This window comes from Agromyces bauzanensis (genome assembly GCF_014645655.1).
Classification (GTDB): Bacteria; Actinomycetota; Actinomycetes; order Actinomycetales; family Microbacteriaceae; genus Agromyces; species Agromyces bauzanensis.
In genome coordinates this window covers 25,056-39,097 of sequence record NZ_BMMD01000024.1, presented here as the reverse complement: position 1 = coordinate 39,097, position 14,042 = coordinate 25,056, and the positions used below count along the sequence as shown (strand labels likewise).

Annotated in this window: 12 protein-coding genes and 2 tRNA genes; 1 reads left to right on the top strand and 13 read right to left on the bottom strand. The window is 72.2% G+C overall.

Annotated elements, in window-relative coordinates; genetic code table 11:
• Positions 1-219: 219 nt before the first annotated feature.
• Positions 220-293: transfer RNA gene (locus IEX31_RS16315), tRNA-Met, on the bottom strand.
• Between the two features lie 37 nt (positions 294-330).
• Positions 331-402: transfer RNA gene (locus IEX31_RS16310), tRNA-Thr, on the bottom strand.
• Between the two features lie 386 nt (positions 403-788).
• On the opposite strand from IEX31_RS16310, the gene IEX31_RS16305 reads away from it, so the two are divergent.
• Positions 789-3,008 (top strand): AfsR/SARP family transcriptional regulator, encoded by a 2,220-nt coding sequence (locus IEX31_RS16305; RefSeq protein WP_373285540.1) that lies wholly within the window; start codon positions 789-791, stop codon positions 3,006-3,008.
• A 37-nt stretch (positions 3,009-3,045) separates the two neighbouring features.
• Here the strand turns inward: IEX31_RS16305 and IEX31_RS16300 are convergent, their stop codons facing one another.
• From IEX31_RS16300 to IEX31_RS16250, 11 genes are read right to left on the bottom strand one after another with little or no spacing between them, the layout of a single operon-like run.
• Positions 3,046-3,630 (bottom strand): phage tail protein, encoded by a 585-nt coding sequence (locus IEX31_RS16300; protein WP_188744462.1) that lies wholly within the window; start codon positions 3,628-3,630, stop codon positions 3,046-3,048.
• A gap of 1 nt (position 3,631) precedes the next feature.
• A complete protein-coding gene (locus IEX31_RS16295) occupies positions 3,632-5,611 on the bottom strand; it encodes a putative baseplate assembly protein (protein WP_188744461.1) in 1,980 nt (659 codons plus the stop codon).
• Positions 5,608-6,021, bottom strand: a complete 414-nt coding sequence (locus IEX31_RS16290) for a GPW/gp25 family protein (RefSeq protein ID WP_188744460.1) — start codon at positions 6,019-6,021, stop codon at positions 5,608-5,610. Before IEX31_RS16290 ends, IEX31_RS16295 begins: the two co-directional genes overlap by 4 nt.
• Positions 6,022-6,039: 18 nt before the next feature.
• Positions 6,040-7,911, bottom strand: a complete 1,872-nt coding sequence (locus IEX31_RS16285; protein WP_188744459.1) for a VgrG-related protein — start codon at positions 7,909-7,911, stop codon at positions 6,040-6,042.
• On the bottom strand, positions 7,895-8,659 hold the full coding sequence (locus IEX31_RS16280) for a CIS tube protein (protein ID WP_188744458.1): 765 nt from the start codon (positions 8,657-8,659) through the stop codon (positions 7,895-7,897). Before IEX31_RS16280 ends, IEX31_RS16285 begins: the two co-directional genes overlap by 17 nt.
• Positions 8,660-8,668: 9 nt before the next feature.
• Positions 8,669-9,112: a phage tail protein gene (locus IEX31_RS16275; RefSeq protein WP_188744457.1), complete on the bottom strand. Its 444-nt coding sequence runs from the start codon at positions 9,110-9,112 to the stop codon at positions 8,669-8,671.
• 17 nt (positions 9,113-9,129) lie between these two features.
• The gene (locus IEX31_RS16270; RefSeq protein ID WP_188744456.1) at positions 9,130-11,277 is read right to left on the bottom strand and encodes a hypothetical protein; all 2,148 of its coding nucleotides are present in this window, start codon (positions 11,275-11,277) and stop codon (positions 9,130-9,132) included.
• A gap of 3 nt (positions 11,278-11,280) precedes the next feature.
• On the bottom strand, positions 11,281-11,439 hold the full coding sequence (locus IEX31_RS16265) for a DUF6760 family protein (RefSeq protein WP_136708102.1): 159 nt from the start codon (positions 11,437-11,439) through the stop codon (positions 11,281-11,283).
• Positions 11,436-11,915: a hypothetical protein gene (locus IEX31_RS16260; protein ID WP_188744455.1), complete on the bottom strand. Its 480-nt coding sequence runs from the start codon at positions 11,913-11,915 to the stop codon at positions 11,436-11,438. The genes IEX31_RS16265 and IEX31_RS16260 overlap by 4 nt, the downstream gene beginning before the upstream one ends.
• Positions 11,915-12,361 (bottom strand): phage tail protein, encoded by a 447-nt coding sequence (locus IEX31_RS16255; protein ID WP_188744454.1) that lies wholly within the window; start codon positions 12,359-12,361, stop codon positions 11,915-11,917. Before IEX31_RS16255 ends, IEX31_RS16260 begins: the two co-directional genes overlap by 1 nt.
• 27 nt (positions 12,362-12,388) lie before the next feature.
• A complete protein-coding gene (locus IEX31_RS16250) occupies positions 12,389-13,948 on the bottom strand; it encodes a phage tail sheath family protein (protein ID WP_188744453.1) in 1,560 nt (519 codons plus the stop codon).
• Between the last annotated feature and the right edge of the window lie 94 nt (positions 13,949-14,042).

Here is a 14,042-nt window from a genome sequence, read left to right as displayed (position 1 = left end):
GCACGCCCGCAGGCCAGTCAGCAACGCCAGCAGGGTGACCGACGCGTCCCGTGCCGTCACCACGCCCGGTGCCGCGCACGCGTCCACGACGCGGCGCACGTCATCACGACACGCACAGATTAATCATTCGCGAGCCCTAAGCGTTGAACAATCGTTGAACTCATCGAGTCCTGTCCTTCTATGTAGGACAAGAAACCCTGGTCAACCGAGCATTTCCAGTAGCGAGGGCGGGACTCGAACCCGCGACACCACGATTATGAGCCGTGTGCTCTAACCACCTGAGCTACCCCGCCGGGAAGGTTCTTCGAGCATACGCCCGGAACGAACCAGAGCCCCGAGTCAGGATTGAACTGACGACCCCTTCCTTACCATGGAAGTGCTCTACCACTGAGCTATCGGGGCGTGTGCCGCACTCGGCAACCGTACGAGGATATCACCTCGGTGCGGATGCTCCGAACTGCTGCCGGGCGCGCTGAACCAGTGCCAGCACCTATGCGCAACGGCGCGAACGGGCATAGATTTGGCCCCGTCGGACCGGAGCCGGCGACATCCGTCAACATGGGGGTTCGACGGTGGGCCACACGGGGAACAGTACACGGGACCTGGTTGCGGGTCATCGGGGTCTCCCTGCGCGCCTGGCGGGTCGGTTGCGTGGTGACTGCGTGTTCGTGACCGCCCCTGGCGGGGCGGGCAAATCGACGCTGCTCCGTCGACTCGGGAGCGACGTCGGGCGCGTTTCCGTCGTCACCCTCGGCCCCGAGCACCGCGAGCCCGCCGCCCTTGACGCGATGCTCGGCGCCGCGACATCCGCTGGTGCCGCGACGATCGCCGTCGACGATGCGCACCACGTGTTCGGCACCCCGGGCGAGACCGTGCTCGAACGACTCGTCGCGCAGGCCGACGAGGACCATCGCCTCGTCGTCGCCTCGCGCCTGCAGCCCGGCGAGCATCTCGTGCACGCCTCGCACAGCGATGTCGAGATCGTCACCGCGCCCGAACTGGCGCTGCGCATCGACGAGATCGCCGAGGCCTTCCGCGCGGCGGGTGGTCACCTGCTCGGCCTCGAGTGCGCCTCGCGCGTGGCCTCCGAGACCGGCGGGTGGCCCGCGCTCGTGCACCAGCTCGCCGTGCGGTCGCGCCTGATCGACCCCGACGCGCTCCAAGGGGCGATCGACGCCGCCCTCGAAGGCGACTTCGCGGCGTCACTGCTGGAGGACGCCGTGCGAACCCTCCCGCCGGCCATCGCGCTCGCGTTGGAGCGCACGAGTTCGCTGCCCACCCTCGACTTCGCCGAATGCACCCGGGTGCTCGGCGCCGACGAGGCGACCGAGCTGTTCGCCGCCGTCGACGGTGGCGCGGTCATGCACGTCGTCGAGCTCGGACATCGTGTGGTTCCACCCGTGCTGCGTCGCCACCTGCACGCGCGATGCGGCGACCGCGCATCCGAACCCGCCGCGCACGCCGAGCCCGCGGAGCCCGCCCAGCGGGCGGGACGCCGCCGAGGCGAGCCCGCGGCAGAGGAACCGCTGCATCTCGGAGCGTCGGGTCGACCTCCGACCAGGACCGCGGACCCGCTCGACGCCGCGCTCGCCCGACTCCGCGCAGGCGACGTCGTCGGCGCCCTCCCGCTGCTGCATCGCGTGCTCAGGAACGGAGACGCCGCGAACCGGCTGACCGCGCGACTGCTGCTGCTCGTGATCCGCGAGCCGCTGACCCCGCGCGAGACGACGCTCGATGCACTTGCGGTACTGGAGCGGGAGTGCGTCGCTCGAGGGCTGGGCGCACTCGCGCGCGCCGCGCGCGGGGCGATCGCCCCGATCGCCGGCCTCCCCGAGGGCGCCGCGCACGCCGTCGTCGAGGAGTTCGAGCTGCGCCGCGACGAGCGTGGGGCGGCCCTCGTCGCTGGCATCGACCTCCTCGTGCGCATGCGTCGCGGGCGCGGCACGAGCGGCGCGGCGACTGCGCTCGCGCAGCGGCTCGACGAGCTCGGATGCGCCGACCTCGCGACCTGGGCGCGCGCCGCCGCGGCGCTCCTGGCCGCCGCGGGGGGCACGACGCCCGCGCGCGACCTGATCGTCGACGCCGAGACCGCCGTGATCGCCACCGGCGTCGACGCGGCCGGCGCGTTCATCGACGCCGCCCGAGCCCTCACGGGTCCGCCTGAGCATGCCGCCGCCCTGCTCGCCTCGTCGCGACGGCGCGCCAAGCAGGCAGGCCTCCCCCGCCTCCCCATCGCGCCGCCCGCAGCGGGCGCGCGTGCGCAGGCGGGTCGAGCGCCCGCCTACGCCGACCCGCGGCATCCGCACCTCACCGTCGGATGCTTCGGCGGCTTCCGCCTCCGCACCGACGGCGCCGACCTCGACCTCCGGGCGGTCCGCCCGCAGGCACGCGCGCTGTTGCGGATGCTCGCGCTGAACTCGGGCTCGCCGCTGCACAGGGAACTCATCGCCGACATCCTCTGGGGCGACCTCGGCACCGACTCCGCCGTCCACGCCCTGCACGTGAGCGTGTCGAGCCTGCGCCGGGCACTCCCCGACGCCGGCACGTCGGGATCCATCGTCGAGCGCGTCGGCGAGGCATACCGTCTCGGCATCCGAGACCGGCACGACTGCGACCTCGCCGAGTTCGACGACCGGCTCGCCGAGGCGGCGACCTCGAAGCAGCGGCGGGATGCCCCGACGACGGCGTCGAGCCTGCGACGCGCGCTCGCCCTCTACGTCGGCGAGGTGCTGCCCGAGGACGGTCCGGCCGAATGGGTCACGGGCGCCAGGGAGCGGTACCGCACCCGGGCGGCGGAGGCCGCCTCATCGCTCGCGCACCTCGAACTGCACCTCGGCGAACCACGCGCCGCCGTTGCAGCGGCCAGCCGCGCCGTCGAGATCGATCCGTGGCTCGACGAGTCGTGGCGCACGCTCGTCACGGTGCATCGCAGTTCGGGTGACGTGGTGGCCGCGCGGCGGGCGGCTGACGACTACCGCCGAATGCGCATCGCACTCGGCCTCGAGTGAGAACCCAGGCGGGCATCGACCCGCGGCGCGCCCTCACTCAGGCCGACGTCTTCGCCACCGTGACCGTCACCCGTGTCGGCACGTGCGCCGGCACCACGGCCGCAGCCACCCGCTCGAACCGGCGCACGAGCGCGGCCTGATCGCCCTCGGGCACGGTGATCGTGATCGCCACCGCCACTGCCGCCGAACCCGGCAGCTCGGCCCCCGGCTCCGCCGACCACGCGCTCCCGCCCGACTCCTCGACCGCGACCGTCGCCGCCGGGCCGGCCGCCAGCTGCAGGGCGTCCCGGATGCCTCCCGCCGTTCCCGCGCGACGATGCAGCGACGCCGCATCCGCGACGATCCGGCGACGCTGCTCCTCGGTCCACGCCTCGTCGACCGCCACGTCGACCCAGCCGGCGAGCCACTCGAGGAAGTCCGGCGGCGCGTACTCGGGACGAACGTACGCCTCGAGGTTGTCGAGCACCGAGTAGACGGGCGCGATCGCGTCGTCGAACGCGGGCAGGAAGCGCGGCAGGAACGGGAGACGCGAGGGGTCCTGGAACTCGTCGTCCTGCAGGATCGCCGGGAGCCGCGTGAGCAGCGGCACCGGGTTCGGCAGGTCGGGAACGAGCCCTCGCATCTCACACCCCCGCGGTGACGCGAATACGGTGCTCGAAGCTGAACACGAGCGCGTTCGGGCCGATGTCGATGCGCTGCACGGGTTCGCCGCGCTTGCCCGTCGCCGGGTCGGCCGAGAACAGGAGCACCTCGTCGACGAGCTCGGTGCCGGGAAGCGACTGCAGCACCGAGTAGACCTCGCCCGCGAGCACGGGCCGCCCGAACTGCCAGCCCGTGCCGTCGGCCCCGCCGCGGATCGGGTCGAACCGCCCGTACAGCGCGGCGAGCGCGTCGGCCTGCAGTCGGTCGACGGCGACCCTCGGGTGCGCGACGAGCTTCGCGACCACCGTGACGCCCTGGTACTCGGGCGGTTCGACCACGAGGCGCGTGCCCGCCAGCCGTCGGCCGTCGAGGTCGTCGGAGATCACGGCGAGCAGCTCGTCGCTCGGCTGGAGGTCGGCGAACGCGATGCGACCGTCGTCGGCCACCGCGGCCGTCGGCACCACGAGGAGGCGCACCCCGAGTCCGTCGCCCGCGCCGCGGGCCGCGATCGCGTGCGTGCGCGCCACGCCGGGCGCCGCACGCTTGGCCAGCTGTTCGTAGTCCTCGAGCGTCACCGCCCGGTCGCGGGTGCGCAGTGCGAGTGGTCCGCGCACCTTCGCCTCGTCGATCGTCTCGCCGTCGGTGCCGTCGTGCGCCGCCGCGCGGTTCACGGCGGAGCTCACGAACGGCACGGTCGAGCGCAGCACCGAGAGCGCGCCCGCGGCCACGTTGCCGATCCGTCCACCACCGACGCGGTAGCGCGGCACGCGCAGCGGCACCCCCTTCGCCGGCGTCGCGCCGTACCGACGCAGCGTGCCATCGGGCTCGCGCACGGCCGGCGGGAACGTCACGGTCGCCTTGGCCCGATCGACCATGACGTGCCTGGCGTCGGGGCCGGAGCCGGCGAACGAGTCCGCCTCGACCCATTCCTCCCAGCCGGCGCCCGTGCCGACCTCCACGACGAACGGCTCTCCGTCGTCGACCACGGGCTGCTCCTCGAGCGGGAACGACTGGCCCGGCACCCCCTCGGAGAGACCGAGCACCTCGTCGTCGACGGTGCGCGCGTGCAGCGCCTGCGCGACGCCGCCGAGCGTCGATGCCGCCGCGGCGCGCACGAGCGGAGCGGCGCTGTACGTGGGCACGTCGGGCTCCCGCTCGACGAGCCGGCACCGGAGCCAGCCGGCGCGTTCGTCGCCGATGACGGATGCCACGTGGTCGCGCGGCACGATGACGACGACATCCCCGGCCTGGTTGAGCCCTTTCGTGCCGTCGGAGACGAGGTCGCACCGCGTCCAGCCGGGTGCGGTCCACGCCTCCCACACGATGGGCGGATCCAGCGGGTCGACGCCGACGCCGCGCACGGCGCAGTCGAGGCGGAGGCCGATCGCGAGGCCGGGTGCCGGCTCGTCGAGTCCGAAGAGCAACTCATCGCCGATCTTCGGCTTGCTCGCGAACGCCTCGAGCGCGTCGTTCCCGAGGCGTGCGTTGCGCACGAATACCTTCGCATCGACCGAAGCGTCAGCGTCGCCCTCGACGTAGCCCGACCGCCGTCCGACGTGCGCGAGCGACCGCGGCGGGATCTGCAGTTCGGCGGTCGTCTGGAACACGATCGACTGGTCCTGCTCGGTGCGTGGGGTGCCGACCTCGGTGCGTGGCGGGACGACGACGACCTCGTCGCGCGGGGCGGCGAGCCACATCACGACGTCGGCCGTCGCCGCGGTGGGTGGGTACAGCGTCGTGCCGATGAGGTCGAGGAAGGCGACGTACAGCTTGTCGGGTACCCGGTTCAGCCGGTAGAAGAGCTCGTCGGTCATGAAGGCGAAGGCCTCGATGAGCGTGACGCCCGGGTCCGAGACGTTGTGATCCGACCACTCGGGGCAGCGCAGGGCGACGAGGCGCTTCGCGTCGTCGACGAGGTCCTGGAAACGGCGGTCGTCGAGGTCTGGGGATGGCAGGCTCATGGCGTTCCTTCCGACGAGCGGTCGGGGATGACGTAGAACGGGAAGACGAGGTTGCGCGGGTCGTTCGAGCCCCGGATGGCGTACCCGATGTCGATGAGCAGCATGCCCTGGTCGGCCCGGGCGAACGTGACGGCGACGTCGGTGACGTCGATGCGCGGCTCCCAGAACGCGAGGGCGGTGCGCACGGCGTCGCCGATGGCACCCGCCGTCGTGGCATCCGCGGGCGCGAAGACGTAGTCGTGCACGGCGCACCCGAATTCGGGCCGCATCGGCCGCTCGCCTGGCGCGGTCGCGAGGATCAGCCGGATGCTCTCCTCGATCTCGCGCGCGTCGCTCGACAGCGCGATGCGCCCGTTCGCGTCCGCATGCACGGGGAACGACCAGCCTCGGCCGACGAACTCCTGCGACATCCTGTGCTCCCTGCCCGGTCAGTTGATCTGTACGAGACTGCCCTTGACGACCGTCACGCCCGACGACGAGAACTCGGCCGTCCCCGAGCCCTTGACGGCGACCTTCGCGCCCGACAGGTCGAGCGACGCCGACCCGTCGACCTTCACGTTGGGCGCCGAGATCGCGAGCTCTGCGGATGCCTCGAGCGCGATCTTCATGGCCGAGAGCGCGATGTCGCCGTGGCTCGCGGTCACGCTCGCGTTCCCCTCCGTGGTGATCGTGGCGTCGCGCTCGGCCGTCACCGACACCGGCCCCTCCGACACGATCTGGATGCCGCGGTCGGCGGTCTGCGTGAGCGTGACGTGCTGCGCGCCCTCGTTCGTGGAGATGCGCAACGACTCCTCCCCCGGCCGCTCGAGGAACTCGACGATCATGCCGGTGCGCGACGTGAAGCTGCGGCGCACCACGGATCCCGACTCGACGAACGAGCCCCAGCCGCCCTGCGGCAGGTCCTTCCCGTTGTAGAGTCCGCCGAGCACGACGGGCCGGTCGAAGCGCCCCGCCTCGAACGCGACCAGCACCTCGTCGCCGACCTCGGGCAGCACGACGGCGCCCCGCTCCGCCCCCGCACCCGGCTGCACGACGCGCGCCCAGCCGCTCACGTAGTCGTCGGAGAGGAACGGGAAGGTGAGCCGCACCCGGCCGTCGTCGTGGCCGCCGCCGGAGACGTCGCTCACGAGCGCGCTCACCACGCCGGGCATCCCGGTGCCGGCGCCGCCGGCGCCGGCTCCTGCCACGACCGGCCCCGGCCGGGACCCGACGCCGAGCAGCGAGCGGTCGGATGCGTCGCTCACGACGAGCGTCGTCGTGTACCCCTGCTCGGAGCTGAACTCGTGCTTCGACTCGGTGACGGTGTATCGGCCGTCGAACGGCGCCCCGAACCCGCTGAGTCGCACCGCGGTGCCCGAGTGGATGCGGGGGTTGCCGAGGATCTGCGCCTCGATCTCGGCGAAGCCGCCGGCGATGCGCGAAGCGATCGCCTCGGCGAGCTTGTCCTGCGGCTGCTGCGCCCCGGTGCCGGCGCCGCTGACGTAGCGCGGGCTGGAGAACACCTCGGCGACCTTCGCGGGGTCCAGGGTCGGCAGCTCCGCCGCCTGCGTCTTCGCGGGCGCCGTCGACACCACCTTCTGCTTGGCCGCCACGTCCCAGCCGCGCACCTCGACCTCCGACACCTGCTCGGCGCTCGTGATCGTCGCGTGCAGGTACACCGTGTTGCGTCCGTGCTCGATCACGATCGGGTCGTCGACCGCCGACGACGAGCCCGAGATCGCCGTCGACGCCGCGGTCGGCGGCCCGAACTCGAGCTTCCCGTCGACGACCGAGAACACGCAGCCCGCGTCATCCGCCAGCCGCTTGAGGAAGACCCAGTCGCTCACGTTGTCCTGCGTGGTGTGCGGCATGACCGTGGCCGGGCCGCTGACCGAGCCGACCTTGACGCCCGCGCGCTGCGCGACCTTCTGCACGATGTCGGCCGTCGACATGTCGACGTAGGCGGCGACGCGGCGCCCGCGGAACAGCCGGTGCGAGGTGTCGAGCCCGCGCACCCGGGTGCGCAGCTCCCCGCCGACATCCTCGCGGTCGAGCGCGGTGACCTCGGCGTCGAGCAGCTTCTGCGGTCCGTCCGCGCCGTTCTGCGACACGGCGAGGGTGACGGATGCCCCGATCGTGAAGCCGCCCTTCTCGAGCACGGCACCGGCCGAGTCGACGAACTCGAGCTCGAACGAGTCGGGCAGGTTCGCGGCATCCGTGACCCTGCTGCGCTCGAGGAGGCCCGCCGCATCGGGCGGAAGGGCGGTGCCGCCGACCGAGACGAGCAGGAGGCTCGTGTAGGTGTCAACGGAGGAGGGCACGGGCGACCTCCTTCCGGGCGATCTCGCGGCCGTCGGCGCGCGAGAGCTCGTCGAGGGCGGGGATGAGCACGACCTGACCGGGCCGCAGTCGCAGCGGGTCGTCGATGCCGTTGACCTCGGCGAGGGAACGCCACTGCGCGGGGTTGCCGTACTCGCGGTAGGCGATGGCCGCGAGCGAGTCGCCCTCGCGCACGGTGTGGGCGTTGCGCGGCTGGAGACCACCCGACGTCGGGTTCTGCTTGCCCGGCTGCTTCGCCAACTCCTCGAGCGCGACCGTGCACACGGCTCGCAGGGGGGTGCCGTTGGGCGAGAACAGCGTGTACTTGGCCGATACGCTCTTGATGTAGCCCACGAAGCCCGTGAGCACACCCCACTTGAACTTCACCCAGGGCGCCGACGGCTGGTTCTTGCCGGTCGATTTGCTCGTCGGCGTGCACGCCTGGAAGAGCGCCTCGACACGCTTCACGACGCTGCCGTCGCGCGTGCGCGTCTCGTCGAAGTACATCTCGACGCTCATCTTCTGGGGCTCGGGGCCCTGGTAGGTCGCGGGCGGCGCGGTCGAGGACTTCTTCTGGTTCTTCGACTCCCACTTCGCCGACTTCGCGACGGTCAGCTCCTTGGGATTCAGTTGGAACTCGATGGTCGTGAGCTTGGCGCCGACCTCGCCCGGAGCCGGGCCCGGCTCGTGCACGTCGATGGCGGCGTGCACGAGGCTCGTCGTGTCGGATGCGGTCGAGGTGATGGGCATGGCGCGTCCTCAGTACTTCGAGCTCGTCTTCACGAACCCGTGGTGGGCGATCTCGAGGGTCTCCATGAGCACCTTCGGCTGGTCGGCGTTCAGCGCAGGACCGGTCCAGCGCACCGGGATGACGTCGTGCAGGTCGTACTTCGCGACCGGTTCGTTGTCGGCCGACCTCACCTCGATGTGGCCGGTGCCGCGTGAGGAGCCGGACACGGCCGACACGACCCAGTTCACGATCTTGTCGGCGGTGTCCTTGCTCACCGGCCGGGTCAGCTTGATGTTCGGGTACTTGAGCCTCGTGGGGAACTGCCAGACGAACCCGTTGTTCCCGCCCTCCTCGCGCGACTCCAGCACGACCTCGACGCCGAGCCCGTCGCAGCTGGCGAAGTCGCCGAGGTCGTGCTCGTCGAGGTGCACGATGTAGTGCACGCCGACGGCGATCTGGGTATCGGTGAGCATGGTCGCCTCCTTCTGGGTCAGATCCCGTCGATGCGGATGCCGCGGCGTTCGCGATCGAGCAGCAGCTCGGCCTTGATCCGCCGCACGAGGGGACCGTAGAGCTTGCGCACGAGCTGTTCCACGTTCTCTGGGGCGGCGGCCGGCGGCGCGGGTGCCGGAGTCGTGGACGACGGAGCCGGGGCGGACTGCACGGCGATGCCCAGGCTCTCGGTGGGCTCGCCCCCCATCGGTGCCGGCTCGGGCGCGGCGACCGCGGTGCGGGATCCGGCGACACCCGCCGCGGGGACGCCCGACTCGCCGGCGACGGTGCGCTGCACGACCTGCGCACCGCTGCCCGATCGCGGCAGCGCGGCCGCGACGGGCATGGGTTCGCTCGCCGCCGTGGGTGCCGGCTCCACATGGTCGGCCAGGCGCGCGAACTCGCTCGACGCGAGACGGGACACGGATGCCGCTGCCACCGGCGCCTCGGACGCCCACTCGTCGACCTCGACCGACCCGCCCGATACGGCCGAGTCGAATCCGGTCGACCCGCGCCCGGCGTCGGCCCCGCGCGACCACGCCGACGTCGCCCGGCTCTCAGCGGTCGGTGTGGACGCCGCGGAACCGCGGGAGCGTGCCGGATCGCCGCGGGGCGCAGTCGGCGGCACCGGAGCGACCACGCGCGCGACGACGACCGCGCCGCCTCGGAGTCGTGTCATGGAGGCCGCGCCCATCGTGGTGGCTCGAAGTGCTGGCACGATCGCTCGCGCTGGCGCCAGGCCCACCGAGCGCTGCAGGACGGCCGGCGCCGGCGGCCCTGCGGCCGGCGCCGGCGGCCCTGCGGCGGGCGCGTCGACCGGGCCGGGCTCGGCGGAGCCCATCGCCGCATCGTCGTGCGGGACGGCATCTTCGGTCGGCGGCCCGGGCGTCGAGGTCACCCGCTGCAGCGCAGCGGTCGGCATCGCCGGCGTCGGCGTCGGTGCGGAAGTCGAGGTCAGGCTCGGAGGTCGAGCGGGTGGCGCGGCTCCCCCGGCAGCGGCCGCGTCGTGCGAGTGGTCCGCCGCTCCGGCGGCGACCCGGGTATTCGTGCCCGGTGCGGCGCCGATCGTCGCGGCGAGCCGTGCCTCGCCGATGAGCGGCGCGTCCGCGGACGGCGGCGGCGCACCGCTCGATGACGCCTCCGTGGCGGGCGGCTCGTGCGGCCCCTCGGCGGAGTTCCGCTGCAGCGGGAGATCCTCGAGCCGAGACGGCCCATCACCCGCCGTGGCCGGCGAGCCCTCCGCCCGCGGCGTCGCGGCATCCGTCGCCGCCGCAGGTCGCGTCGCGGCATCCATCCCGGCCGGCAGTGGGGGCGCCGCGCCGGCGGCGTCCTCCAACGGGGTGCGCTGCAGCGGGCGCGATGGGAGCGGGGCGCCGAGTCCGACGCGCCTCGGAGCCGGCACGGCGGGCAGTGACACGTCGGCATGCTCGGGCGACGAATCGTCCGTGCCGTCAGCGCCGCGCGCCGGCGGGGTGGATCGCTGCAGGGTCGGACGCACGAGCGGTTGCGCCGGCGGCACCGGTCGCGACCCGTCCGCCCGCAATGAGTTCGTCCCGGGCGCGGTTCCGGCCGGCTCCACGGTCGCGGGCGCACGCCGGTCGGGCGGTGCCTCGTCAGCGCCTGGAGCAACGGCGTCGTGCTCCGACAACTCGACGGGCGGCGGAACCTCCGTGGCCTCGGCGACCCGCGGCCCTTCGGCCGTCTCGACGACCGCCCGCTCGTCGAGCGACGCCGGCCCCGCGGCATCCGTCGCCCGCTGCACCTGCGCCGTACCCGCGGCCGGCGTGCGAGAAGCGGTGCGACCCGGTCGGAGCGCCAGGTCCGCGGCGACCGAGCGCTGCACGGGCGCCCCGAGCGCACCGCCGTCGACCGCGACCGTGCCCGCCGGCGCCCCGTCGTCGACGAGGTGGCCCATGGTCCCGAGGGACGACGGCACCGTGCGCGTCGGGAGCGTGGAGACGAACGCCGGCCGCAACACGGCCGGCGGGGCATCCGAGACCTGCCGTTGCAGCGGGGCCAGGAAGGCCCAGCCCGCGGGCGGCACCGGCGGCGGCGGGGCATCCGGAGCCGAGGCGGCCGGCGCCGCAGCACGCGGAGCCGCGGCATCCGACCGCCGCCCCTCCGATCGCTGCCACGGCCAGCGCATGGCTCACCGCCCTTCGCTGAGCCGGGTGTTGATCGCCGCGATCTCGTGCACGTACCGCAGGCGCTGCGCGTGCTCCATGTCGAGGATGTCGTCGAGCGACCAGTGGAAGTGGTAGGCGACGTACGCGACCTCCTCATGGATGCGGTCGGCCGAGTACGTCATGATTCCCCCAGGCGCCCGCCGGCGAGGTCGGCGGTGAACCGGTGCGAGCACTCGGGGCAGGTCACCGCGATGCGGGTGTGGCCCTCGGCGTTGATGCGGCGGTAGAAGTCCTGCAGGAACGCGACATCCGACGCGAACATGTTCTCGATCACCGAACCGTCGATCGTGCCGAGGGTACCGAGCGAGGTGATCACCCGGCCGAGCAGCACGACCGTCGTGAACGCGGGATTCTCCTGCACGCGGGCGTCGTAGAGCGGCAGCAGCTCGTCGCGCGCCGTGGCGAGGCGCATGACGCCCCGGCGGTGCACCGTGCCGTCGGGGCCGACGTAGCCGCGCGGCAGCTCGAACGCGAACTCGGTGCGCATGACGCCGTCATCGGCGGCGGATGCCTCCGCGCCGGGTGCGCCCGTCGCGCCCGTCGCCCCCGGCGCTCCCTCGGGCTGCCCGCTCGGCCGCGTCGTGAGCACGCGCTGCATCAGGTGACCTCGGACTCGTCGAAGCAGACCGTGAACTTCTCGGTCGCCTGCTCGGTGGCCCCTGCCTTCAGCGAGTTGATCTCGACCGAGCGCACCCAGCAGTTGCGGAACTCGTACTTCTTGATGGTGCCGCCCTCGTAGTCGAGGAGCTCGACCGAGGCGTTCTTGCGGGCGCCCGCGACATCCCCCTTCATCACGACCTTGAGCCAGTCGGTGACGGTCTTCGAGTCGGTGAGTCCGCGCGTCACGGTGAACTCGCCCGTCTTGGCGCGCCCGATGAGCTGCCTGGCGACGTACTTGCCGTCGGCGAGCTGCTGTTTCAGCTCGATCTTGTCGACCTCGTTCTTCAGGCCCGAGACCTCGGTGACCTTCGGGATCTCGATGCCGTCGATGGTGACCTTGAACGCGTATGCCGGTGAGGAATCGAAGGCATCTGCGAGTGCCATGTCAAGCTCCTGTTCTCGTGGATTGGATCATTCGGTGACGAGGCTCGTGCCGCCCGAGAACTGCGAGAGCTGGAACACCACGAACTCGGCCGGCTTCACCGGCGCGACGCCGATCTGGCAGACCACCTGGCCCGAGTCGATCACGTCGGCGGGGTTCGTCTCCTCGTCGCACTTCACGTAGAAGGCCTCGTCGGGCGTGCGCCCGAACAGGGCGCCCTTGCGCCATTCGCCGATCAGGAAGCTCGAGATCGACCTGCTGAGCTTGCCCCACAGCGCGGGGTCGTTGGGCTCGAAGACCGCGAACTGCGTCGCGTTCAGGATCGACTTCTCGAGGTAGTTGAAGAGCCGGCGGATGTTGATGTAGCGCCACGCCGGGTCGCTCGAGAGCGTCCGGGCCCCCCACACGCGCACCCCGCGCCCCGGGAAGCTCCGGATGGCGTTGACGCCGATCGGGTTGAGCAGCTCCTGCTCGGTGCGGGTGAGCTGCGTCTGCGGCGCGATGGCGCCACGCACGATCTCGTTCGCGGGCGCCTTGTGCACTCCGCGCTCGTTGTCGTTGCGCGCCCACACGCCGGCGATGTGCCCCGACGGCGGGATGAACCGGTTCGTGCCCGACACCGGGTCGAGCACCTTGATCCACGGGTAGTAGAGGGCCGCGAACTTCGAGTCGTACCCGGCGCCGAGCCGCCGCCAGTCCACCGCCTCCTGTGCGGAGAGCTGGGGTGGCGCGTCGAGCACGGCCATGCGGTCGCCCATGAGCGCGCAGTGGTCGATGACCGCCTGCTGCACGGCCTTCACCGTCTCGAGCTCGATCGCGCCCTGTTCGAAGGCCGCCATGAGATCGGGCACGGCGACCATGGTCACCTCTTCGACCTCCTCGAGGCCGCTGAAGCCGGTGCGGTCGGCGGAGTCGCCGATGTAGTTCTCCGCGCCGATGTCGTCGAGCACGATGGGCTGCTCCTCGGGCTCGGGCACGGCGAGGTCGAACGTCCCGATCTTGGGCTTCAACCCCGAGGATGCCGGGTCGGCCTCCTCGACCGTCACGAGCTTCGACTCGGCGAGCTTCGTCAGCACGAACTGCGGGCTGTCGGGCTTGGCCGAGACGTTGTCGTAGACCTCGGGCGAACGTCCCTCGACCCTGACCGCGATCTTGAAGGCGCCCTCCTCGGGCGACTCCGCGTCGGGTTCGCTGATCTCGACCTTGATCGGCTTCGCGCTCGGCGAGGCGTTCTTCGCCGTGAACACGTAGTTGCCGATCTGCGCGGTCTGCGGGCCGGCAGCCAGCTGCTTCGGCTCGCGCTTGCCACCCCGCCTGGTGGCCGCCGCGGTGCCGATTCGCACGACATAGCAGTTGCCGCCGCCGTTCAGGAAGTACCCGTAGACGGCGTAGGCCAGGTAGGCGCCCTCGTACAGTCCGCCGAACTTCTCGACGTACTGGGTCCAGTTCGACACGAGCGTCGGCTGGTTCTCGGGCCCCTTCGGCGCGATGCCGATGAATGCGGCGACCGCGGTGCCGACGCCCTCGATCGGCCGGGTTCCGGCGTCGATCTCCTGCACGTACACACCGGGTGAAAGGTAGGTGGGCATCCCGGACTCCTTCGCTGGATCACGTCTCTCCAGCGTCGGTGAGCGGATGCCGCGGCGGGCAGTCTTTCGGTGCGTGCGGGTGGGTAGCCGTGGC